This window comes from Citromicrobium bathyomarinum (assembly GCF_021021475.1).
GTDB classification, from domain to species: Bacteria; Pseudomonadota; Alphaproteobacteria; order Sphingomonadales; family Sphingomonadaceae; genus Alteriqipengyuania; species Alteriqipengyuania bathyomarina.
The window spans coordinates 22472-42779 of sequence record NZ_JAINWL010000001.1 but is presented as its reverse complement, the minus strand read 5'-3'; the positions used below and the strand labels follow the sequence as shown (position 1 = coordinate 42779).

Sequence of the window (20308 nt, the reverse complement as noted above, 5' to 3'; positions counted from 1 at the left end):
GGGGGCAGGGATGTTCGCTATCAGACATTTTTCGCTATCGATGGCGGGGGCAGCCTGTGCGCTTGCCCTTGGCATCGCCGTGCCTGCGGCTGCGCAGCCGAGCGCGAAAGAGACCAGACAGGCGCATAATGTGCTGGTGGATTACAGCACCTGCGTGGCCGACGCCGAGCCAGAAATTACGCGGGCCTTCGTCCTCACCGATGGTGCCGATGCGGCGCGGGTGGACGGAGTAAAGCGGCTGTTCGATTCGCGCTGCATGGGCTTCAACCACGGCAAGCTGAAGATGGAGGATTTTCTCTTTCGCGGTGCGCTCGCCCAGCGGCTTATCGAAAAGACGCTCGCTTCCGATGCGCTGGACAATGTCGCGGATCTCGAAGCGCTTAACGCGACTTACGCGGGTGGCGGCCCTGCCGCGCAGGGCCACACGCTGATGTATCGGATCGGCGAGTGCATTGCGCGGGCCGATGCTGCGGGCGCGCGAACGCTGTTTGCCACCCGGATGGGTAGCGACAAGGAGAAGGCCGCGATTCGTGCGCTTGCTCCTGTCATCAGCGGCTGCGTGCCTGCGGGGCAGGAGGTACAGATCGACCGGGCCCGGCTGCGGTTCGGCCTTGCCACAATGTATTACCGGCTTGCGGCTCGGCTGACCGGGCAGGGTGCCGAATGACCCTGCGCAGCGCCGCCCTATCTGCCGTTGCTCTGCTTGCTGCGAGCCTGTGCGGCAGCGCGCCTGCACTTGCGCAGTTGAGCCCGAGTACCTCGGGTTTTTCGAGCGCGCCCACGTCGGCTAACGACGAGGAGTATTTCTATATGCTCCGCCAGCTCGGCCCGTGCCTGGCGAGCAACAAGCGGGATCGGTCGATCGCCTTCGTCGATGCGCCGATCGATTCGCCGCAAGAGGCCGACGCGTTCGACGCGCTGTTCGGCGACACGACCAACCGCTGCATGCAGAACTTCGTCAGCGCGACGCTGGTGCGTGCATGGGTGCGCGGCGTGGTTGCCGAAGGGCTGTTCAAAGACGCGATGCGCGACTGGCCGGAGGGGACCGTGCCTGCGATCGAGGAACCGGAGAGCATCGCCTCTATACATGACTTCGCACGCTGCTATGTCGCGCAAGACTTCGCGGCGGCGCGCGGGCTGATCGAAGAGACCAGGCTTGGCGACAAGAGCGAACTGGCCCGCATGCGCGAGCTGGCACCGACCTTCGGCCCCTGCATGCCGCAAGGGTCGCAGATCGCGCTCAAGCCGATGAACATTCGCATGGCACTTGCCGAAGCGCTGTACCACGCAACCCGCAATCCGGGCGCGGCGCGCTTGCCGGGCCAATCGGACTAGGACTGAGACAGAATGCCTAAAGTCACCGTAGACGGACAGGAAATCGACGCACCGGAAGGTGCCACCGTGTTGCAGGCGTGCGAGCTTGCGGGCAAGGAAATCCCGCGCTTCTGCTATCACGAGCGGCTGAGCATCGCGGGCAATTGCCGCATGTGCCTGGTCGAAGTGAAGCCCGGGCCGCCCAAGCCGCAGGCAAGCTGTGCGCTGCCCGCCACCGAAGGCCAGGAGATCCGCACGGATACGCCGATGGTGCGCGCGGCGCGGGAAGGGGTGATGGAGTTCCTCCTCATCAACCACCCGCTCGATTGCCCGATCTGCGACCAGGGCGGCGAATGCGACCTGCAGGACCAGTCGGTCGCCTATGGTCGCGGTGGATCGCGCTATCACGAGAACAAGCGTGCGGTGACCGAGAAGTACATGGGCCCGCTGATCAAGACGATCATGACCCGCTGCATCCACTGCACCCGCTGCGTGCGCTTCTCCGAAGAGATCGCGGGCGTGGACGAGATCGGCGCGCTCTATCGCGGCGAAGACATGCAGATCACGACCTATCTCGAACAGGCAGCCGCCCACGAGATGAGCGCCAACGTGATCGACCTGTGCCCGGTCGGCGCGCTCACCAGCCGCCCCTACGCGTACGAAGCGCGTCCGTGGGAGCTGAAGAAGACGCTGAGCATCGATGTGTCCGACGCGGTCGGCGCGAATATCCGCCTCGACAGCCGTGGCCGCGAGGTCATGCGCGCGCTCCCGCGGATCAACGACGACGTCAACGAAGAGTGGATTTCGGACAAGGCGCGCTATCAGGTCGACGGCCTGACGCGGCGCAGGCTCGACCAGGTGTGGATGCGCGCGGTCGGCGGGGCGAACGCGGGCAAGCTGCAACGCGCGAGCTGGGAAGACGCGTTCGACGCGATCGTGAAGGCTGCGAAGCAGGGCGGGGAAGGCTCCATCGCGGCGGTCGCGGGCGATCTGGTCGATTGCGAGACGATGTTTGCGGCCAAGCGCCTGCTGGCAGAGCTCGGCTCTGACAAGCTCGAAGGCCGCCAGACCGGTCTCGACTATGACTGCTCCAGCCTCGCCGGAATCGCGTTCAACTCGACGCTGGCGGGTATCGAGAGCGCCGATGCGATCCTGATCGTCGGCAGCCAGGTCCGCCACGAAGCGCCGCTGATCAATGTCCGCCTGCGCAAGGCGGCCAAGCGCGGCGCGAAGATCTTCCTGATCGGGCCCGAGTGGGACACGACCTTTGCCTGCGAATTCCTGGGAGAAGACGCAGCCCTGCTGCACGATCTGCCCGGCCACGTGGCCGATGCGTTCAAGGACGCTGCGCGGCCTGCGATCATCGTCGGCCCCGGCGGTCTGGCGGCGGGCGCGCTGCACCCGGCGCTGGCGCTGGCGGACGAGTGGAACATTGTGCGCGACGTGGACGGAACGGCCTGGAACGGATTCAACGTCATCCACACCGCCGCAGCCCGGATGGGCGCGGTGATGCTGGGCTACGCGCAGAAGGGCGGGATCAAGGATGTGGTCGACGCCGCGCCTGCCGTGCTGCTCTCGCTCGGCGCGGACGCGCTCGACTACGGCGCGTTCGAGAAGAGCCTAAAGGTCTATATCGGCCACCACGGCGATGCCGGCGCCCACGCGGCGGATATCATCCTGCCCGCGGCCAGCTATGCCGAGAAGGACGGGACCTACGTGAACACCGAAGGCCGCGTGCAATTTGCCGAGAAGGCGGTGTTCGCCCCCGGCGATGCGCGTGAGGACTGGACGATCCTGCGCGCCCTTGCCGATGCCTTCGGCGTGAGCGTGGGCTTCGACAGCTTCGCACAGCTGCAGTCGGCAATGATCGAAGCCGTGCCCGCGCTGGGCGAGGAAGGCATCGCGCCGCTGGGCAAGCTGCCCACGGGCAAGAAAACGCCCAAGGCCAAGGGCGCGATCGCGTACCCGATCGCCGACTTCTACCTCACCAATCCCATCGCCCGCGCGAGCGAGACGATGCAGCGCTGCTCGGCCGAACTGGTCCACGGTGACGAGATTCTGGAGGCTGCGGAATGACCGAATTCTTCCAATCCCTCGGCATGAACTACGAATGGGCGTGGTTCGTCGCGACCATCGCGGGCATCCTGCTGATTGCGCTGCCGCTGATGCTGGCGGTCGCCTACGTCATCCTGATCGACCGCAAGGTCTGGGCAGCGATCAACCTGCGCAAAGGCCCGAACGTGGTCGGCCCGTTCGGCCTGCTGCAGAGCTTTGCCGATGGTCTGAAGGTGTTCCTGCAGGAAACCATCATTCCGAGCGCGGCGAACAAGGGCATCTTCATCATCGCGCCGATCGTCACCTTCACGGTGGCGCTTGCCGCTTGGGCGGTGGTGCCGTTCGCCGATGGGGTGGTATTGGCGGACATCAATGTCGGCCTGCTGTACATCCTCGCGATCAGTTCGCTGTCGGTGTACGGCGTGGTGATGGCCGGGTGGGCGAGTAACTCGAAGTACCCGTTCTTCTCCGCCATGCGCGCCGCCGCGCAGATGATTTCGTACGAAGTCTCGATCGGCTTCATCCTCGTGTGCGTCGTCCTGTGGGCGGGTTCGTGGAACCTGACCGAGATCGTCGAGGCGCAGCGTGGACACGGTTTCGGCATCGTAAACGGGTTCTATTTCAACCTGTTGCTGTTCCCGATGTGGGTGGTGTTCTTCATCAGTTCGCTCGCGGAAACGCAGCGCGTTCCGTTCGACCTGACCGAGGCGGAAAGCGAGCTGGTTGCCGGGTATCAGACCGAATATTCCAGCATGGCTTTCGCGCTCTACTGGCTGGGTGAATATGCCAACATCCTGCTGATGTGTGCGCTCAACACGCTGCTGTTCTTCGGCGGTTGGCTGCCGCCTGTCGACTGGGCGCCGCTGTACTGGGTGCCCGGCATCATCTGGTTCCTGCTGAAGACGCTGTTCTTCTTCTTCATGTTTAGCTGGGTGATGGCGACCGTACCGCGCTACCGCTACGACCAGCTGATGCGGCTTGGCTGGAAGATCTTCCTGCCGATGAGCCTGATCTTCGTTTTCGTCATCAGCGGCTACCTGATGGCCACCGGGCATTTCGGAAGCGCAGCATGAGCATGATTTTGGCCCTGGCCGCCCTGGCGGGCACCACTTTCCAGTGCAGCGCGGATACGGCGACTTTCACCATATTCGCGCCTGACGAGGAGCAAACCGCGAACGTCATGGGAAATGTGCTGACGCTGTACAGCGTGACCGGCGATGGCGAGATCGTGCCGTCGTCCGCACGTATCTCCCAGGTTTTCGACGATATGCCCAACTCGCTCTACATCGAGATGAAGAGCGACGAAGCGACGATCGAATTCGAGATTTCCGAAGTCGATATGGCGGCAGCCACCGCTAGAGCGGCGGTTACCGGCACGCTGCCTTCGGGTGAGGTGATGGCCGTTCCCGGCTCCTGCACGATCGGCACAATTGCTCGCGAGGAAACTGACGCATGAGCATCGCACAAACCATCAAGGCCTTTACCCTCTACGAGTTCGTGAAGGCCCACGCGCTGACCCTGAAGTATCTCTTCAAGCCCAAGGTCACGATCAACTACCCGTACGAGAAGAACCCGATCAGCCCGCGGTTCCGGGGCGAGCATGCGCTGCGCCGCTATCCCAACGGGGAAGAGCGCTGCATCGCGTGCAAGCTGTGCGAGGCGGTGTGCCCGGCGCAGGCGATCACCATCGAGTCGGAGCCGCGCGCGGACGGTTCGCGCCGCACCACGCGCTACGACATCGACATGACCAAGTGCATCTATTGCGGTTTCTGCCAGGAAGCGTGCCCGGTGGACGCGATCGTCGAGGGTCCGAACTTCGAATATTCGACGGAAACCCGCGAAGAATTGCTTTACGACAAGGCCAAGCTGCTCGCCAATGGTGACAAATGGGAACGCGCCATCGCAGCCAACCTTGAAGCCGACGCGCCCTACCGCTAGGCGCGCCACAGACCACTCGCGGGGCACTTTTTCAAAGCCATGATCCAGGCCATAGCCTTCTACCTTTTCGCAACGATGGTGATCGCCAGTGGCGTGCTCACCATCATGAGCCGCAATCCGGTGCATTCGGTGCTGTGGCTGATCCTGGCGTTCTTCAACGCGGCGGGCCTGATGGTGCTGCTGGGCGCGGAGTTCATCGCGATGCTGCTGGTCGTCGTTTACGTCGGTGCGGTCGCGGTGCTCTTCCTGTTCGTGGTGATGATGCTCGACGTCGACATGGCGGAGCTGCGCGCCGGCTTCATCAAGAACTTCCCGCTGGGGATCGCGATTGCGCTGGTGCTGCTGGCGGAGCTGGTGCTGGGCATCGGCGCGCTGGGGGCAGGGCCGCTGGAGCTGGGCACGGCGAGCGGCGCGAACGCGCCCAATCTGGCCAACAGCAACATCGAGAATATCGGCGCGCTGCTCTATTCGAAGTACATCTTCGTGTTCGAGGCGGCAGGCCTGATCCTGCTGGTGGCGATGATCGGCGCGATCGTGCTGACCCACCGCGACCTCAAGACCACGCGCGGCCACCAGAACATCACCAAGCAGGTTCGTCGCAACCCGAAGGAAGCAACCCAGATGAAGCAGCCGACCGTCGGCGAGGGGGTCGAGATATGATCGGCATCCAGCATTACATCATCGTCAGCGCGATCCTGTTCGTGCTCGGCGTGCTTGGCATCTTCCTCAACCGCAAGAACGTGATCGTCATCCTGATGGCGATCGAGCTGATCCTGCTGGCGGTGAACATCAACCTCGTCGCGTTCAGCGCCTTCCTCGGCGACCTGACCGGGCAGATCTTCGCGATGTTCGTGCTGACCGTGGCGGCGGGCGAAGCGGCCATCGGGCTCGCGATCCTCGTCATCTTCTTCCGTGACCGTGGAACGATCGCGGTCGACGATGTGAACCGGATGAAGGGCTGAACCACCCGTGCAGTCTTCGATCCTCCTCATCGTCTTCCTGCCGCTGGCGACTGCCATTGTCGCCGGGCTTTTCGGCGGCACGATCGGCAAGACGCCGGCCAAGGTGCTCACGACCGTCGGGCTGTTCGCGTCCTGCGCGCTCAGCTGGCCGATCTTCCTCGACTTCCTCGGCGGCAATGCCCAGGCGCAGGTCGTGCCGGTGCTCCAGTGGGTGCAGTCGGGCGATCTCTCGTTCGACTGGGCGCTGCGCGTCGACACGCTGACCGCGGTCATGCTGGTGGTGATCACCAGTGTCTCCGCGCTCGTCCACCTGTACTCCTGGGGGTACATGGACGAAGACCCCAGCCAGCAGCGCTTCTTCGCGTACCTGAGCCTGTTCACCTTCGCGATGCTGATGCTCGTGACGGCGGACAATCTGGTGCAGATGTTCTTCGGTTGGGAAGGCGTCGGCCTCGCATCCTACCTGCTGATCGGCTTCTGGTATAAGAAGCCCAGCGCCAACGCCGCCGCGATCAAGGCCTTCGTGGTCAACCGCGTGGGCGACCTCGGCTTCATGCTCGGCATTTTCGGCACCTTCCTGGTGTTCGGCACGGTCTCGATCCCCGCGATCCTCGAACAGGCTCCGGCGATGAGCGGCAGCTCGATCACCTTCATGGGCATGCGCCTGATGACGATGGACATCCTGTGTCTGCTGCTGTTCGTCGGCGCGATGGGCAAGTCGGCGCAGCTGGGCCTGCACACCTGGCTGCCCGACGCGATGGAAGGCCCGACCCCCGTCTCCGCGTTGATCCACGCCGCCACCATGGTGACCGCAGGCGTGTTCATGGTCTGCCGCCTGTCGCCGATGTTCGAGACCGCACCTGTGGCGCTGACCGTGGTGACCGTGATCGGCGGCGCGACTTGCCTGTTCGCGGCGACCATCGGCACCACGCAGTGGGACATCAAGCGGGTGATCGCCTACTCGACCTGTTCGCAGCTGGGCTACATGTTCTTCGCCGCTGGCGTGGGCGCCTACGGCGTGGCGATGTTCCACCTGTTCACGCACGCCTTCTTCAAGGCACTGCTGTTCCTTGGCGCGGGCGCGGTGATCCACGCGATGCACCACGAGCAGGACATGCGTTACTACGGCGCGCTGCGTAAGCGCATCCCGATCACCTTCTGGGCGATGATGGCGGGTACGCTGGCGATCACCGGCGTCGGCATCATCGACGTGTTCGGCTTTGCAGGCTTCTATTCGAAGGACGCGATCCTCGAAGCGGCCTATGCGCGCGGCACGGGCGCAGCCAACTTCGCCTTCTGGGCGGGTGCGATCGCGGCGATGCTGACCAGCTTCTATTCCTGGCGCCTGATGTTCCTGACCTTCTGGGGCAAGCCGCGCTGGGCCGATAGCGAGCATATCCAGCACGCGGTCCATCACGGGCATGACGAGCCGGAGGATCACAATCCTGCCGCGCAGGAAGATTCGGGCGAGGCCGTGGCGCACCACGTTCCCTCGATCGAGGAGAAGGACGGCACCGCCGGCTATCATCCGCACGAGGCACCGTGGGTCATGCTGATCCCGCTGGTCGTGCTCAGCCTTGGCGCAGTGTTCGCAGGCTTCGTGTTCTACGAACCTTTCGTGGATGCCGAAGGCTTCTGGCAGGGCTCCGTGTTCTTCAACGAGAACCTCGTCCACACGATGCACGGCGTGCCGCTGTGGGTGAAGCTGACCGCGACCATCGCGATGCTTCTGGGTCTCGCGATCGCCTGGCTGTCCTACATCCGCAATCCGAAGCTCCCGGCCGCTGCAGCCGAGCAGCTGGGCCCGATCTACCGCTTCTTCCTCAACAAGTGGTACTTCGACGAGCTGTACAACTTCCTGTTCGTGAAGCCTGCCTTCTGGCTGGGCCGCGTATTCTGGAAGGTGCTCGACATCGGAATCATCGACAGGTTCGGGCCTGATGGCGCGGCCTGGGTGGTCAGGCAGGGATCGGTCGGAGCCAAGCGCTTCCAGTCCGGCATGCTCAACACCTACGCCCTGATCATGCTGCTCGGCGTTGTCGCCGCTATTACCTGGGTGCTGCTGTAATGGAGGGCTTCCCAATCCTTTCGCTGATGCTGCTGGTGCCGCTGGTCGGTGCGGTGCTGTGCATGTTCGTCAACGCGTCGACCGCTCGCTGGGTCGCGCTGATCGCCACGCTGATCGATCTGGTGCTGGGCATCATGCTCTGGCTCAATTTCGACATCGGCGGCGCGCAATGGCAGTTTACCGAGCGCGCGAACCTGTTTGCAGGGTTCGAATATGCGCTCGGCATCGATGGCATCGCCCTGATGCTGATCATGCTCAGCGTGTTCCTGATGCCGATCTGCATTCTCGCCAGCTGGACCAGCGTGACCAAGCGCGTCGGCGAATATATGGCCGCGTTCCTGATCATGGAACTGCTGATGATCGGCGTGTTCGCCGCGCAGGACATCCTGCTGTTCTACATCTTCTTCGAAGCCGGCCTGATCCCGATGTACCTGATCATCGGCATCTGGGGCGGCGACGACCGGATCTACGCCAGCTTCAAGTTCTTCCTCTACACCCTGCTCGGCTCGGTCGTGATGCTGATCGCGATGCTGTGGATGATCCAGGAAGCGGGCACCAGCTCGATCCCGGTGCTGCTGCAGTACGACTTCCCGCCGGAAGCGCAGACGTGGCTCTGGCTTGCCTTCTTCGCCAGCTTCGCGGTGAAGATGCCGATGTGGCCGGTCCACACCTGGCTGCCCGCTGCGCACGTTCAGGCACCTACCGCCGGTTCGGTCATCCTGGCGGGCGTGCTGCTGAAGCTGGGCGGATATGGTTTCATCCGCTTCAGCCTGCCGATGTTCCCCGAGGCGTCCGCGCAGTTCGTGTGGCTGGTCTTCGGCCTCAGCATGATCGCGGTAGTGGTCACCAGCCTGATCGCGCTGGTCCAGCACGACATGAAGAAGCTGATCGCCTATTCCTCGGTCGCGCACATGGCGATCGTGACCGCGGGCCTGTTCGCGTTCAATTCGCAGGGCATCGAAGGCGCGATGGTCATGATGCTGTCGCACGGCCTCGTCTCGGGCGCGCTGTTCCTGTGCGTGGGCGTGATCTACGACCGGCTGCACACGCGTGAGATCGCCCGCTACGGCGGCCTCGCCACCAACATGCCGCGTTACGCGCTGTTTTTCCTGCTGTTCACCATGGCGAGCATCGGCCTGCCGGGGACCAGCGGCTTCGTCGCCGAGTTCATCAGCCTTGCGGGTATCTACCAGATGTCCAGCACGACGACCTTCGTGCTGACCACGGGCATCATCCTTGGCGCGGGGTACATGCTGTATCTGTACCGCCGGGTGATCTTCGGTGAGCAGAAGAATGCCGATGCCGCCGCGATGCCGGATATGAACGCACGCGAATGGCTGATGCTGGCACCGGTGGCGGCGGCGGTTCTGTGGATGGGCGTCTATCCCGAGAGCTTCCTTGCTCCGATGCGCAGCGACATTGCGGCCATCGAAGCCCGGATCGCGCGTGCCACTCCGGCAGGTGATGCGATGCTGGTGGCAGGCACGCCCAACGAACATGCGGCCAACTACATGGCAGGCGAACATGGCAGCGGCCATGGTGCCGAAGGTGAACACGGCGCTGCGGAAGAAGGCGGCTCTGAAGGGGCCGAACACTAATGGATTACGCAACTTCCTTTGGCCGGATCATTCCCGAGCTGCTCCTGACCGGTTCCAGCCTGGTGCTGCTGATGATTGCCGCGTTTGGCGGTGAGAAGGCGAGCCGTCTGGTCTCGATCCTCGCCGCAGTGGCAATCGGCGCGGCCGGCTGTCTTGTCATTCCGACGCTGGCAAATGGTGTCGAGGGCGAGGCTGCGACCGCCTTCTACGGCCAGATCAGCGCCGACTCTTTCTCCGCGTTCGCGAAGCTGCTGGTCTATCTCGCGGCGATCGGCTGCCTGATGATCGCGCCCGGCTTCTTCATCCAGCGGCGCGCGATGAAGCCCGAATATCCTGTGCTGGTGCTGTTCGCCACGCTGGGCATGAGCATCATGGTCTCCGCCACCGATCTGATGACGCTCTATATCGGGCTCGAGCTTAACAGCCTCGCGGCCTATGTGCTTGCCAGCTTCCTGCGTAACGACAGCCGTTCGGCGGAGGCGGGGCTCAAGTATTTCGTCCTCGGTGCGCTTGCCAGCGGCATTCTGCTCTACGGGATGAGCCTTACCTACGGCTTCACCGGCACGACCAGCTTCGCCGGCATCCGCGCGGCGCAGGAAGCGGGGCTTTCGACCGGTGCGCTGTTCGGGCTGATTTTCGTGCTTGCCGGTCTGGCGTTCAAGATTTCCGCCGTGCCGTTCCACATGTGGACCCCGGACGTTTACCAGGGCGCGCCGACCCCGGTGACGACCTTCTTCGCCACCGCGCCCAAGGTGGCGGCGGTTGCGCTGACCGCGCGGGTCGCGCTCGACGCGTTCGGTTCGCAGGCGGATGCCTGGCGGCAGATCGTGATCTTCGCCGCGCTCGCCTCGATCATCGTGGGTGCGCTCGGTGCGATCGGGCAGAACAACCTCAAGCGGCTGCTCGCCTATTCCTCGATCAACAATGTCGGCTTCATCCTGATCGGCCTCGCTGCGGCGACGGTCGAAGGGGCGAGCGCGATGCTGTTCTATCTGACGACGTACGTGGTGATGTCACTCGGCAGCTTCGTCGCGGTGCTGATGCTGCGTAATGGCGAGGGTGAGAACCTGGAAACTTTCGAGGATATCGCGGGTCTTTCCAGCACGCGCCCCGGCATCGCGCTGTGTCTGCTGGCGCTGATGTTCAGCCTCGCAGGAATTCCCCCGCTGCTGGGCTTCTGGGCCAAGGTCGAGGTGTTCAACGCAGCGATCCAGGCCGGCCTGGTCCCGCTGGCTGTGATCGGCATCGCGGCGAGCGTGATCGGTGCGTTCTATTACATCAAGTTCGTCAAGGTGATGTATTTCGAAGAGCCGGTAGGCCGCGCCACCAAGGGTGGCAGCGCAGCACACTGGGCGATCCTGATCATCTGCACCCTGCTGATCTCGCCGCTCGGCTTCCTGCTGACCCGCGGACTGCAGGCGATGACCGACACGGCGGCGGCGGGCCTGTTCCCGGGCGTTTGAGCCCGCGAATGCCCGGCGCGACGTCTTGATACGGACCGTACCCGAAACCGGCTCGACCAATGCCGACCTGCTCAGCGCGCTGCGCGCCGGCGAGGCCGTGCGCGAAGGGGACTGGCTGGTCGCCGACCGGCAGGTATCGGGGCGGGGCAGGCAGGGCCGTGGCTGGCATGACGGCCACGGCAACTTCATGGGCTCCACAATCGTGCGCCTTTTGCCCGGACAGCCGCCTGCACACACGCTGTCGTTGCTCGCCGGGGTTGCCCTGTTCGAAGCGGTTCAGGGCGTAGTCAACGCCGCCGACTGCACCTTGCGCCTCAAGTGGCCCAACGACGTGCTGGTCGGAAATGCCAAGCTTTCGGGCATCCTGCTCGAAGCGCAGGGCGATGCGGTGGTGATCGGGATCGGCGTCAATCTGGTCGCCGCGCCCGATCTGCCCGACCGCGAGACGATCGCCCTGACCGCGTTCGGCCCCGCACCCGATCGCGATGCCTTCGCCAGCAGCCTCGCCGCGCACTTCGCGACTGAACTGGAGCGCTGGCGGACTTACGGCCTCGAACCGCTGTTACGCAGCTGGATCGCAGCAGGCACCCCGCGCAGTACGCAGGTGAGCGTGCATGAACCCGATGGCGGGCGCGTCCACGGCCTGTTCGACGGGCTTGAACCGGATGGTTCGATGCGACTGCGCTTGGAGGATGGGGCCTTGCGTGTCATTCACGCAGGCGATGTGATCTTGGCGGAAAGGTAGCCGATGCTTCTCGCGATCGATGTCGGAAACACCAACCTCGTCTTCGCACTGTTCGACGGGGATGAGTTGCGCGCGCGTTGGCGCATCTCGACCGATGGGCGGCGCACGGGCGACGAATACGCGGTGTGGCTGTTCCAGCTGCTCGGCATCGAAGGCGTCGCCCGCGAAGAGATCACGCACATCATCTTCGGCTCGGTCGTCCCGCGTGCGGACCACAACCTGACCGTGCTGTGCGAGAAATATTTCGGCATTACCCCGATCATCGCCGGGCAGGGCGAGGCGGCATGGAATTTCGAGATCGACGTCGATCTTCCCAGTTCGCTGGGTGCAGACCGTGCGCTTAACTGCATCGCGGCCCATTCGCTGGTCGGCGGCGACCTGATCGTGGTCGATTTCGGCACCGCGACCAAGTTCGAAGCGGTCGATTTCAACGGGGCCTACAAGGGCGGGATCATCGCGCCGGGAATAAACCTGTCGCTCGACGCGCTGGTCGGCAAGACGGCGAAACTGCCGCGCATCGCGATCCACGCCCCCGATACCGACAGCGTTATCGGGCGCAATACCGAGGATCAGATGCTGATCGGCGTGTTCTGGGGCTACGTCGCGATGATGGAAGGCCTGATCGCGCGGATGAAGAAAGAGATCGGTCGCCCGAGCAAGGTGGTCGCTACTGGCGGCCTCTCGGTCTTGTTCGACGACCATACCGACATATTTGATGTCGTAGACACTGACCTGACGCTGCGCGGCCTGCACCTGCTGGCCCGGCGCACGGTCGACAAAGGATAGCATGAAAAAGAACTTCAAGCCGGAGAACGAACTCCTGTTTCTTGCGCTCGGTGGCTCGGGCGAAATCGGGATGAACGTCAACCTCTATGGCTGCGACGGCAAGTGGCTGATGGTCGATCTGGGCATGACCTTCGGCGCCAATGAATACCCTGGCATCGAACTGGTTTTCGCGGATCTCGAATTTATCGAGGAACGGACGAAGGACCTGCTCGGCATCGTCCTGACCCACGCGCACGAGGACCATATCGGCGCCGTGCCGTACTTCGCGGCCGACCTCGGCGTGCCGCTCTACGCGACGCCTTTCACGGCCGAACTGGTGCGGCGCAAGCTGAAGGAAGCCGATCTGGTCGACGAGGTGCCGCTGCATATCGTGCGCGAAGGCGACCGGGATATGCAGATCGGGCCTTTCGGCATCCGCTACCTCCCGCTCGCCCACTCGATCGCAGAGGGCAACGCGCTGCTGATCGACACGCCTTACGGCAAGGTCTTCCACACCGGCGACTGGAAGCTGGACGAGGACCCGATCATCGGCGAGCCGACCACCGAGGAAGAGCTCCGCGCGATCGGCGACGATGGCGTGCTCGCGCTGGTGTGCGACAGCACCAACGTGTTCAATCCGAACGAGAGCGGCTCCGAAGGGGCGGTCTTCAAAGGCCTGCTGGAGGAAGTGCACAACTGGCCCGACCGGCGCGTGGTGGTGACGACCTTCGCCTCCAACGTCGCGCGGCTGCACACGCTGGGCGAGATCGCGAAGGAAACCGGGCGCGAGCTGGTGATCGCCGGGCGCTCGCTCGAACGCATTTTGGAGGTGTCGCAGGGCTGTGGCTACCTGACCGATTTTCCCCAGCCGATCGACTGGGACACCGCGATGAACCTGCCGCGCGGCAAGGTTCTGATCGTGGCGACCGGCGGGCAGGGCGAGCCTCGCGCCGCGCTGGGCCGCATGGCGGACAAGAACCATCCGCTGGAGCTGGCTCGCGGCGATGTGGTGCTGTTTTCCAGCCGCCAGATCCCCGGCAACGAGATCGCGATCGGCAAGATCATGAACCAGCTGGCCGAACGCGGGATCGAGATGGTCACCGACCGGCAGAGCATGATCCACGTCTCCGGCCACCCCGGGCGGCCCGAACTGCAGGCGCTGTACGAATGGCTGCAACCCGAAGTGCTGGTGCCGGTACATGGTGAGATCCGCCATATGCAGGAACAGGCGCGGCTTGGCCTTTCCGAAGGCATCCCGCATGCGGTGTTCCAGAAGAATGGCGACATCGTCAGCCTCGCGCCGGGCGAGCCGGGCAAGATCGGCAGGGTGCCCACCGGGCGTCTCGTGCTCGATGGAGATCTGATCGTGCCCGCCGATGGCAGTGCGGTTACGGAGCGCCGCAGGCTGTCGCGCGATGGCGTGCTGGTGGTGGTCGTGACGGGCCGCGACGATGTGACGATCCGCGCGCTGGGCCTTCCGCTGGACGAGGATTTCCCCGACTTCGTGGCCGAGGCGACCCGCGACGTGAAGGAGGCCTTGCGCCGCCTGCGCGGTCGCGACGCGAAGGATGCAGGTGCCCGGCAAGAAGCTGCGCGCCTCGCCGCGCGCCGCGCCGCCAATCGCTGGTCGGGCAAGCGCCCGCAGGTTCAGGTCGTCATTCCGGAGGCCTGAGGGAGGGCAACACGATGGGTTTCTGGTCGATCGTCGCGATTTATTTCCTGATGTGGATATTCGTCGCGTTCACGATGCTGCCCTTTGGCGTGCGCACGCACGAGGAGATGGGGCTGGACCTCGTTCCCGGTCAGGCGGAGAGCGCGCCAGCCAATTTCCGTCCCGGCAGACTGGCGCTGCGCGCGTCGGTGATCGCCGCAGTGCTGACCGCCGTATGGGTGCTCAACTGGGAGCATGGCTGGGTGACCCGCGACATGTTCGACTTCATGCTTCCGCCCAGCCAGCGGGGCGCATAACGCTATCGATGGGGGGCGGGGCGAACTGCTCCAGCAGCCTCAGCTGGTCCGCAGCCGCTCCAGCGCCTGCGCCATCGCGACATAGAGCTTGCCGACTTCGGAACCGAGCAGCGTCACCGCCAGCGCATTGCCGTCGCGGGTCGACAGCAGCGTGCGCAGCATGGCCTCGAAATCGTGGATGTAGCGGTTTACGTTGTTCCGGAAATCCGCGTCCTCGTCATACAGCTCGGCGATTTCGCGCGCCTGCCGATTGTCGAGCAGGCGCACCGCGCGCCGGGTGAACACGCCGCGATCGCCGCGCAGATAGCTGGCCCAGGCGGTGTCGGAGACGTCGCCGGATAGCGACTTGGCGATGTCGATCGCGTTGGAATTGAGGCTTTCGGTAATCAGCGCCACGCGCCGTGCGAAGTCGTTGTCGACCTGCTCCTCGGCCCGCTCGCGCGCGACCGAGACGCGGTTTTCGAGATTGCCTGCCAGCTCGTTCACCAGCGCCAGCTGATCGCGCAGCTGGCGTGCGGCATCGCGTGCTGCATCCGCGGAGCGCCCGGTCGCCTCGCGCAGTTCGGCGAGCGCCTCGTCCGCCTGCGTGCGAACCGCATCGCCCACTGCACGGGCCGCCTCCTCGCCGATCTTGGTCCCGAGCTGCTCGCCTTCGCTCTCGGCATACTCCGCCAGCAACGTGCGCGCTTTGTCGGCGGTCGTTTCGAGCTGCGAGACCGCTTCGGCCAGCCGCTCGCTGGTGGCCTGTGCGACCACGCCGGTCTCTTCGTCGAGCGCCGCGAGCGTGGTGCGCAGCGCGGTGATGCCCTCGGCCATGTTTTCGCGCGTTTCGGCTAGCCGGTCGTCGATCCGGTCGGCGACGGAGAAAATCTCCTCGCCCTTCTCGCGGGTCTCGATCACGTAGGCGGAGAGGCGCTCGCTCTTCTCGGCGCCTTCGTCGATCGTCCGGCGCAGCTTTTCGGAATTGTCCCGCAGCGCCTGCAGGCGTGCCTCGGCGGCTTCCATCGCGGTGGGCAGGACTTCGCGGCTGTGCTTGGCGCCTGCCTGGATCAGTTCCAGCAGTCGCACTCCGGCTTCGGTCACTTCGTCCAGCGTGGTGCCGAGCGCGGCGAGCCCTTCGCGCCCGCTGCCGAGCCGGGTTTCGAGATTGTCCGTCGCCTCGAGCAGATTGTCGCGTGAGGATGTAGTAGTGCTTGCGATCTCGGCCAGTCGCTCGCTCGCCTCGGCCAGCCGCTCGGCCGTGCTGTCGCCCGCTTCGGCAATTTCGCGAGCGATCTCGCCATGCTTTTCGCGCCGTTCCTCGACCGCGGTGTCGATCGCGGAGAGCCGGTCTTCGAGCGAGGCAAGCGCCAGCCGCTCCATCTCTTCCAGCCGGGTCCGCCGGGCGTCGACCCACTCGACGAATTCGCGATCGCGCTCCTTCATCGACTCGTCGATCCGCACCGCCTCGTCACGCAGCGAGGCAAGCCGTGCCTGCGCGGATTCCATCGCATGCTCGTCGATCGACTGAACTTCGTCGATCGCGTCGGTCAGCCGTTCGCGCAGCTTGTCGATCCGGCCCTGAGCCGCCGCCAGTGCCTCGACCTCGCGCCCGTCCAGATCCGCGCGGAAGCTCTCGCTGCGTTCGCGCAGCGCGGTGAAGCGCGCATCCGCCATCGCCTCGAGTTCGGCGACCCGGTCGCCCAGAGTGGTCAGGGTGCGATCGACCTGAGTGCGGAAATGCTCGACATGCCGCTCACCCGCCTCGCCGAATTCGTTGAGTTTGGTGAGGCCGCTTGTCAGGCCGTCAAGCGCGCCCTGCGCGCGTTCGCCCGCCGAGCCGACGGCGTTGGCGGCATCGCGCGAGGCATTGGCGATCACCGGCAGATCGTCACGCAGGCGGGCCATGTTGGCCAGCGCGGTTTCGGAGACGCGGGCGATCCGTTCGACCTCTTCGCCGTTTTCGGCCACCAGTGCTTCGATCCGGTCCGCATTCTGCGACAGGCGCGAGGCGGCGACCCGGCCGTGCGATTCCAGCTCACGGGTCTGCTGGGTCAGGAACTCGCGCGCCAGGCTAAGCTCGCGGTTGATCGCGGTGAGCCGGGTTTCTAGCTCCGCAATATCCACCGCAGCAGCGCGGGCCGTCGCCCGGAAGCGCGCGCTCTGGCGGCCCATGCGCTGGCTCGCGGCGAACCATACGAAGGCGATCAGAAGGGCGGGGACGGACCAGGCGATGATTGCATCGGCCCACATGCCCGGGGCCATCCGGGTGAAACTGTCAGGCCCGCGCGCGATCACGAACAGCGCGGTCCACCCGGCCAGTGCGATCAGCGCAATGGCAGTGACCAGCGGGCTGGCGATGCGGGGCATGCGTTCTGCAGGCGAATCCTCTTCGTCCACCAGCCATTCCTCGTCCGGAAAAGTGACCGGTTCGCGGGGAGGGCGCGCGGCATCCTCCGCCTTTGGCTCCGCCGTGTCCTTGCCGACTACTCTGATCGAAGAACCCCCACTCATGATCAGTGGCTTACCACGTTTCCAGGCCGGTTAAACCCCACGTTAACGCACCGCTCGCTAGAATAATCCACATGGCTTTCGAGAATGCTGCCTTTACCGCCACGCTCACCGCTGCGGCGGGTGACGATCCTGCGCTGCTCAGCGAGCTGCGCGGCGCGTTTCGCGAGAGCCTGGCCCAGCAGATCGACCTGTTGCACCGTTCGCGGTGCGACGGGAACTGGCTGGTCGCGGCGCAGCGGATCAAGGGGCTGGCGGCCAGCTTCCACGCAGACGAGCTCATCGTGCTGGCCCAAAGCGCGATCGATGCCGCCCCGGGAGACCCGGTGGCGCTGCGCGGACTCGACCGTTTTCTCACGGAATTCGATAGGGTTACGCCCGATTGATCCGGCGCCCTGTGGGGTACGGGACGAATTGCGCAAAACCGCTGCATTTCCCCCCAAATCTTGCGCATTTCAGCCGTTCGGGGCCTGCATACGCGTGTCCGCTGTGCTAGACGCTGCACATGGTGGCAAACGATCAGGGATAATCGCCCCTTAACGATAGGCGGCTAAGCAGGCAGCGTGACCGATAGCTCGATGAACAGCGTGCCGGATTCTATTCTGGACGACCACCCGGTCGACGCGGGCCTACGTGCCGAGCTGGCGCGCGGCGACATGGCGCTGTCCACCCTCACGCCGGTCCTGACCCACTTCCTGAGCACTCACGACCGGTCGCTGTTCAGCGATTCGATCATCGCGCGTGTGCGCGGCATGATGCGCAGCGCCGCCTACCGCCTGCTGCGGGTCGAGGCGGAGGAGATCGGCGCGAACGACGTATTCGCCTATGCCGAAAACCGCGCCGACGCGCTGGCCGAAGACCTTGCCACGCACGCCGCGTTTCTGAGCCATTGCCATGCGCTGTCGATCGAATGGCAGCTGGCCGACCGGCTGCGCGGGCGCAACGGGATCGATCCGGTGCTCTCGCCACTGCTACAATCGCTGATCGCGTCGGGCGATGGCGATCTGCCGGACGCGGCGATGGCCACGCTGGCCGCGCAGGCGCGCTTTATCGAGCAGCAGAAGCGCATGGAGATGCCGCTGGCCGAGTTGCCGGAGGATCAGTTCGCCCACCTGATCGGCGTCTGGCGCCGCCAGCGCGAGGATGTGAGCGATGGTCTGGCGAGCACGGTGGAAAGCCGCATCCGCCAGATGCGCAGCGAGAACGAGGCGCGGCTTTCGTTGCTCGACCGCACTTTCCACGGGCTCGGCGCGCGCAGCGACGTCGCGCTGTCGCTGACCCATGCGGGCGCGGCGATGTTCCTGACCGCGCTGGGGCATAGGGCAGGGCAGGAGCGGGATATCGCGGTCGTCTCTACCAATGATCGCCAGCTTGTCCGCTTTGCGCTGTCTCTGCGCGCCGCGGGCCTCAGCCCGGCAGAAGCGCGGGCGCAATTGCGCTGCCTGCATCCCGACGCAACGCTGCCCGCCGCGGTCGATCAGTTGACGACCCATGATGCGCGCGCGCTGCTATCCTCCTCGCCCTTCGGGCATGTCGAGTAAGCCCATGGACGAGAGTACAACGACCTATATCGCGCGTGCGCGCACCGATGCGAAAGACCGCCTGATTGCGGCGGACGAGCCGCTCGCCTCGCTCCAGCGGCGGGCGGGGGGCGAGATCCCCGGCACGATCGCCATTCCGGAGCTGCGCGAACAGGTGCGCAAGGCGCGCCGCACGAACCTGCGGCTCGGGCGCACGATTCATGCCTTCGACGGGACCGACCGGATCAAGTCGTGGATGGAGATCGTGCCGTTCGAGGGAGACGATCGGTCGGAATCGGGCTGCTCGATCGGCATCGTCACCTGGCAGGCGAGCCCGCCGCCGGTGGAGCGTGACGACGAGGCTGCCGCGCGGCGCGATGCGATCGACGATGCGCTGGCGGAACTCCACGCGCGGCTCGACCCCGCGCAGAAGGTCCTGACCGTCCACACCGACGCCGAAGACCTGCAACCGCTGCTTCGGCGGATGAGCGAGAATCTCGGCCAGCCGTGGACCGATTTCGTCAATATCGCTGGCAGCCAGCACGCCCAGCCGCTGCATTGGCGCCTGCTCGATCAGTCGCGCGTCTCGATCGATGGCAGCCCGCGCCAGTGGACCGCGCGGCTGATCCCGCTTGGTGAGCCGACCCCCGGATCGCAAGGCTTCGAGCTTTATCTGATTGCCAATCGCGCGTGGGTCACGCGGGCGCAGCGGCGCGACCGGCGGACCGAGGACGGCGCGTCGATCGGGCGCGATCTCACCCCGATCCTGCGCCAGCCGATTGCCCGCATCGTCGCCAATGCGGAGACGATCCGCGCGCGGCTCGCGGGGCCGCTGGGCGACGAATACAGCGAGTATGCGCGCGATATCGTCAACGCGGGGCAGCATCTGCTGTCGCTGGTCGATGATCTGACCGATCTCGAAGTGGTCGAGGCGGACGGTTTCCGCGCCGCGCCGGACCCGATCGATCTCGCCGATGTCGCACGCCGCGCTGCGGGCATTCTGGCGGTTCGCGCGCAGGAGAAGCGGATCAAAATCAGCGCGCCACCTGCCGATGCGAGTCAGCCCGCCACCGCGGAGTTTCGCCGTGTGTTGCAGGTTCTGCTCAATCTGATCGGCAATGCGATCCGCTATTCGCCCGAAGGCTCGACCATCACGGTGAAGTTGGGCGCCGACGAAAAGCGCGCGCGCGTATCGGTGATCGATCAGGGGCCGGGGCTGGACCAGCAGGCGCAGCGCATAGTGTTCGACAAGTTCGAACGGCTCGGCCGCAGTGGCGGCGGCGGCTCGGGGCTGGGTCTCTACATCTCCAAGCGCCTGGCACAGGCGATGGGCGGCGACCTCACCATTGCGAGCACTCCGGGCGAGGGGGCCACCTTCACCCTGTCGGTGCCCGGACGTAGCGAATAAAAAAAGGCCGCGCA

Annotated in this window: 19 protein-coding genes; 18 read left to right on the top strand and 1 reads right to left on the bottom strand. The window is 65.0% G+C overall.

From position 1 onward, the window contains the following. Positions 1-10: 10 nt before the first annotated feature. From K7H93_RS00210 to K7H93_RS00140, 15 genes are all read left to right on the top strand, one after another. Positions 11-667 carry a hypothetical protein gene (locus K7H93_RS00210; RefSeq protein ID WP_226660410.1) on the top strand — a complete coding sequence of 219 codons (657 nt, stop codon included), beginning with the start codon at positions 11-13 and terminating at the stop codon, positions 665-667. 143 nt (positions 668-810) lie between these two features. Further along, positions 811-1335, top strand: a complete 525-nt coding sequence (locus K7H93_RS00205; RefSeq protein WP_230781817.1) for a hypothetical protein — start codon at positions 811-813, stop codon at positions 1333-1335. 12 nt (positions 1336-1347) lie between these two features. Further along, entirely contained in the window at positions 1348-3390 is a 2043-nt protein-coding gene (gene nuoG, locus K7H93_RS00200; protein WP_230781814.1) for an NADH-quinone oxidoreductase subunit NuoG, read from the top strand. Then, positions 3387-4442 carry an NADH-quinone oxidoreductase subunit NuoH gene (gene nuoH, locus K7H93_RS00195; RefSeq protein WP_230781813.1) on the top strand — a complete coding sequence of 352 codons (1056 nt, stop codon included), beginning with the start codon at positions 3387-3389 and terminating at the stop codon, positions 4440-4442. The genes nuoG and nuoH overlap by 4 nt, the downstream gene beginning before the upstream one ends. Next, the gene (locus K7H93_RS00190; RefSeq protein ID WP_010237565.1) at positions 4439-4825 is read left to right on the top strand and encodes a hypothetical protein; all 387 of its coding nucleotides are present in this window, start codon (positions 4439-4441) and stop codon (positions 4823-4825) included. Before nuoH ends, K7H93_RS00190 begins: the two co-directional genes overlap by 4 nt. Then, positions 4822-5307, top strand: coding sequence for an NADH-quinone oxidoreductase subunit NuoI (nuoI, locus tag K7H93_RS00185; RefSeq protein ID WP_010237569.1), 486 nt, complete (start codon positions 4822-4824; stop codon positions 5305-5307). The genes K7H93_RS00190 and nuoI overlap by 4 nt, the downstream gene beginning before the upstream one ends. 39 nt (positions 5308-5346) lie before the next feature. Beyond that, the gene (locus K7H93_RS00180) at positions 5347-5967 is read left to right on the top strand and encodes an NADH-quinone oxidoreductase subunit J (RefSeq protein WP_230781811.1); all 621 of its coding nucleotides are present in this window, start codon (positions 5347-5349) and stop codon (positions 5965-5967) included. Beyond that, on the top strand, positions 5964-6269 hold the full coding sequence (nuoK, locus tag K7H93_RS00175; protein ID WP_010237573.1) for an NADH-quinone oxidoreductase subunit NuoK: 306 nt from the start codon (positions 5964-5966) through the stop codon (positions 6267-6269). The genes K7H93_RS00180 and nuoK overlap by 4 nt, the downstream gene beginning before the upstream one ends. Before the next feature lie 7 nt (positions 6270-6276). Then, positions 6277-8337 (top strand): NADH-quinone oxidoreductase subunit L, encoded by a 2061-nt coding sequence (nuoL, locus tag K7H93_RS00170; protein ID WP_230781810.1) that lies wholly within the window; start codon positions 6277-6279, stop codon positions 8335-8337. Continuing rightward, positions 8337-9935: an NADH-quinone oxidoreductase subunit M gene (locus K7H93_RS00165; RefSeq protein ID WP_230781809.1), complete on the top strand. Its 1599-nt coding sequence runs from the start codon at positions 8337-8339 to the stop codon at positions 9933-9935. The genes nuoL and K7H93_RS00165 overlap by 1 nt, the downstream gene beginning before the upstream one ends. Continuing rightward, on the top strand, positions 9935-11398 hold the full coding sequence (nuoN, locus tag K7H93_RS00160) for an NADH-quinone oxidoreductase subunit NuoN (RefSeq protein ID WP_230781808.1): 1464 nt from the start codon (positions 9935-9937) through the stop codon (positions 11396-11398). Before K7H93_RS00165 ends, nuoN begins: the two co-directional genes overlap by 1 nt. Before the next feature lie 25 nt (positions 11399-11423). After that, a complete protein-coding gene (locus K7H93_RS00155) occupies positions 11424-12143 on the top strand; it encodes a biotin--[acetyl-CoA-carboxylase] ligase (protein WP_230781807.1) in 720 nt (239 codons plus the stop codon). Positions 12144-12146: 3 nt separating this feature from the next. Next, positions 12147-12929 (top strand): type III pantothenate kinase, encoded by a 783-nt coding sequence (locus K7H93_RS00150; protein ID WP_230781806.1) that lies wholly within the window; start codon positions 12147-12149, stop codon positions 12927-12929. A 1-nt stretch (position 12930) separates the two neighbouring features. Further along, on the top strand, positions 12931-14580 hold the full coding sequence (locus K7H93_RS00145) for a ribonuclease J (RefSeq protein WP_230781805.1): 1650 nt from the start codon (positions 12931-12933) through the stop codon (positions 14578-14580). Positions 14581-14594: 14 nt separating this feature from the next. Then, on the top strand, positions 14595-14876 hold the full coding sequence (locus K7H93_RS00140) for a DUF1467 family protein (protein ID WP_010237589.1): 282 nt from the start codon (positions 14595-14597) through the stop codon (positions 14874-14876). Between the two features lie 39 nt (positions 14877-14915). Here the strand turns inward: K7H93_RS00140 and K7H93_RS00135 are convergent, their stop codons facing one another. After that, positions 14916-17369, bottom strand: coding sequence for an ATPase (locus K7H93_RS00135; RefSeq protein WP_230781803.1), 2454 nt, complete (start codon positions 17367-17369; stop codon positions 14916-14918). Between the two features lie 71 nt (positions 17370-17440). On the opposite strand from K7H93_RS00135, the gene K7H93_RS00130 reads away from it, so the two are divergent. The 3 genes from K7H93_RS00130 to K7H93_RS00120 all read left to right on the top strand — a co-directional run bounded on the left by K7H93_RS00130 (position 17441) and on the right by K7H93_RS00120 (position 20294). Continuing rightward, complete coding sequence (locus tag K7H93_RS00130; protein WP_230781801.1) at positions 17441-17752, top strand: Hpt domain-containing protein; 312 nt, start codon at positions 17441-17443, stop codon at positions 17750-17752. 177 nt (positions 17753-17929) lie between these two features. After that, on the top strand, positions 17930-18907 hold the full coding sequence (locus K7H93_RS00125) for a hypothetical protein (RefSeq protein ID WP_230781799.1): 978 nt from the start codon (positions 17930-17932) through the stop codon (positions 18905-18907). Further along, on the top strand, positions 18897-20294 hold the full coding sequence (locus tag K7H93_RS00120) for a sensor histidine kinase (RefSeq protein WP_230781798.1): 1398 nt from the start codon (positions 18897-18899) through the stop codon (positions 20292-20294). Before K7H93_RS00125 ends, K7H93_RS00120 begins: the two co-directional genes overlap by 11 nt. The last annotated feature ends 14 nt before the right edge of the window (positions 20295-20308 follow it).

What these genes read in the sequence shown, in the direction of transcription:
- K7H93_RS00210 (WP_226660410.1), top strand. Translation starts at nt 11, where the DNA reads ATGTTCGCTATCAGACATTTTTCGCTATCGATGGCGGGGGCAGCCTGT.
- K7H93_RS00205 (WP_230781817.1), top strand. Translation starts at nt 811, where the DNA reads ATGCTCCGCCAGCTCGGCCCGTGCCTGGCGAGCAACAAGCGGGATCGG.
- nuoG (WP_230781814.1), top strand. Translation starts at nt 1,348, where the DNA reads ATGCCTAAAGTCACCGTAGACGGACAGGAAATCGACGCACCGGAAGGT.
- nuoH (WP_230781813.1), top strand. Translation starts at nt 3,387, where the DNA reads ATGACCGAATTCTTCCAATCCCTCGGCATGAACTACGAATGGGCGTGG.
- K7H93_RS00190 (WP_010237565.1), top strand. Translation starts at nt 4,439, where the DNA reads ATGAGCATGATTTTGGCCCTGGCCGCCCTGGCGGGCACCACTTTCCAG.
- nuoI (WP_010237569.1), top strand. Translation starts at nt 4,822, where the DNA reads ATGAGCATCGCACAAACCATCAAGGCCTTTACCCTCTACGAGTTCGTG.
- K7H93_RS00180 (WP_230781811.1), top strand. Translation starts at nt 5,347, where the DNA reads ATGATCCAGGCCATAGCCTTCTACCTTTTCGCAACGATGGTGATCGCC.
- nuoK (WP_010237573.1), top strand. Translation starts at nt 5,964, where the DNA reads ATGATCGGCATCCAGCATTACATCATCGTCAGCGCGATCCTGTTCGTG.
- K7H93_RS00165 (WP_230781809.1), top strand. Translation starts at nt 8,337, where the DNA reads ATGGAGGGCTTCCCAATCCTTTCGCTGATGCTGCTGGTGCCGCTGGTC.
- nuoN (WP_230781808.1), top strand. Translation starts at nt 9,935, where the DNA reads ATGGATTACGCAACTTCCTTTGGCCGGATCATTCCCGAGCTGCTCCTG.
- K7H93_RS00150 (WP_230781806.1), top strand. Translation starts at nt 12,147, where the DNA reads ATGCTTCTCGCGATCGATGTCGGAAACACCAACCTCGTCTTCGCACTG.
- K7H93_RS00145 (WP_230781805.1), top strand. Translation starts at nt 12,931, where the DNA reads ATGAAAAAGAACTTCAAGCCGGAGAACGAACTCCTGTTTCTTGCGCTC.
- K7H93_RS00140 (WP_010237589.1), top strand. Translation starts at nt 14,595, where the DNA reads ATGGGTTTCTGGTCGATCGTCGCGATTTATTTCCTGATGTGGATATTC.
- K7H93_RS00135 (WP_230781803.1), bottom strand. Translation starts at nt 17,369, where the DNA reads ATGAGTGGGGGTTCTTCGATCAGAGTAGTCGGCAAGGACACGGCGGAG.
- K7H93_RS00130 (WP_230781801.1), top strand. Translation starts at nt 17,441, where the DNA reads ATGGCTTTCGAGAATGCTGCCTTTACCGCCACGCTCACCGCTGCGGCG.
- K7H93_RS00120 (WP_230781798.1), top strand. Translation starts at nt 18,897, where the DNA reads ATGTCGAGTAAGCCCATGGACGAGAGTACAACGACCTATATCGCGCGT.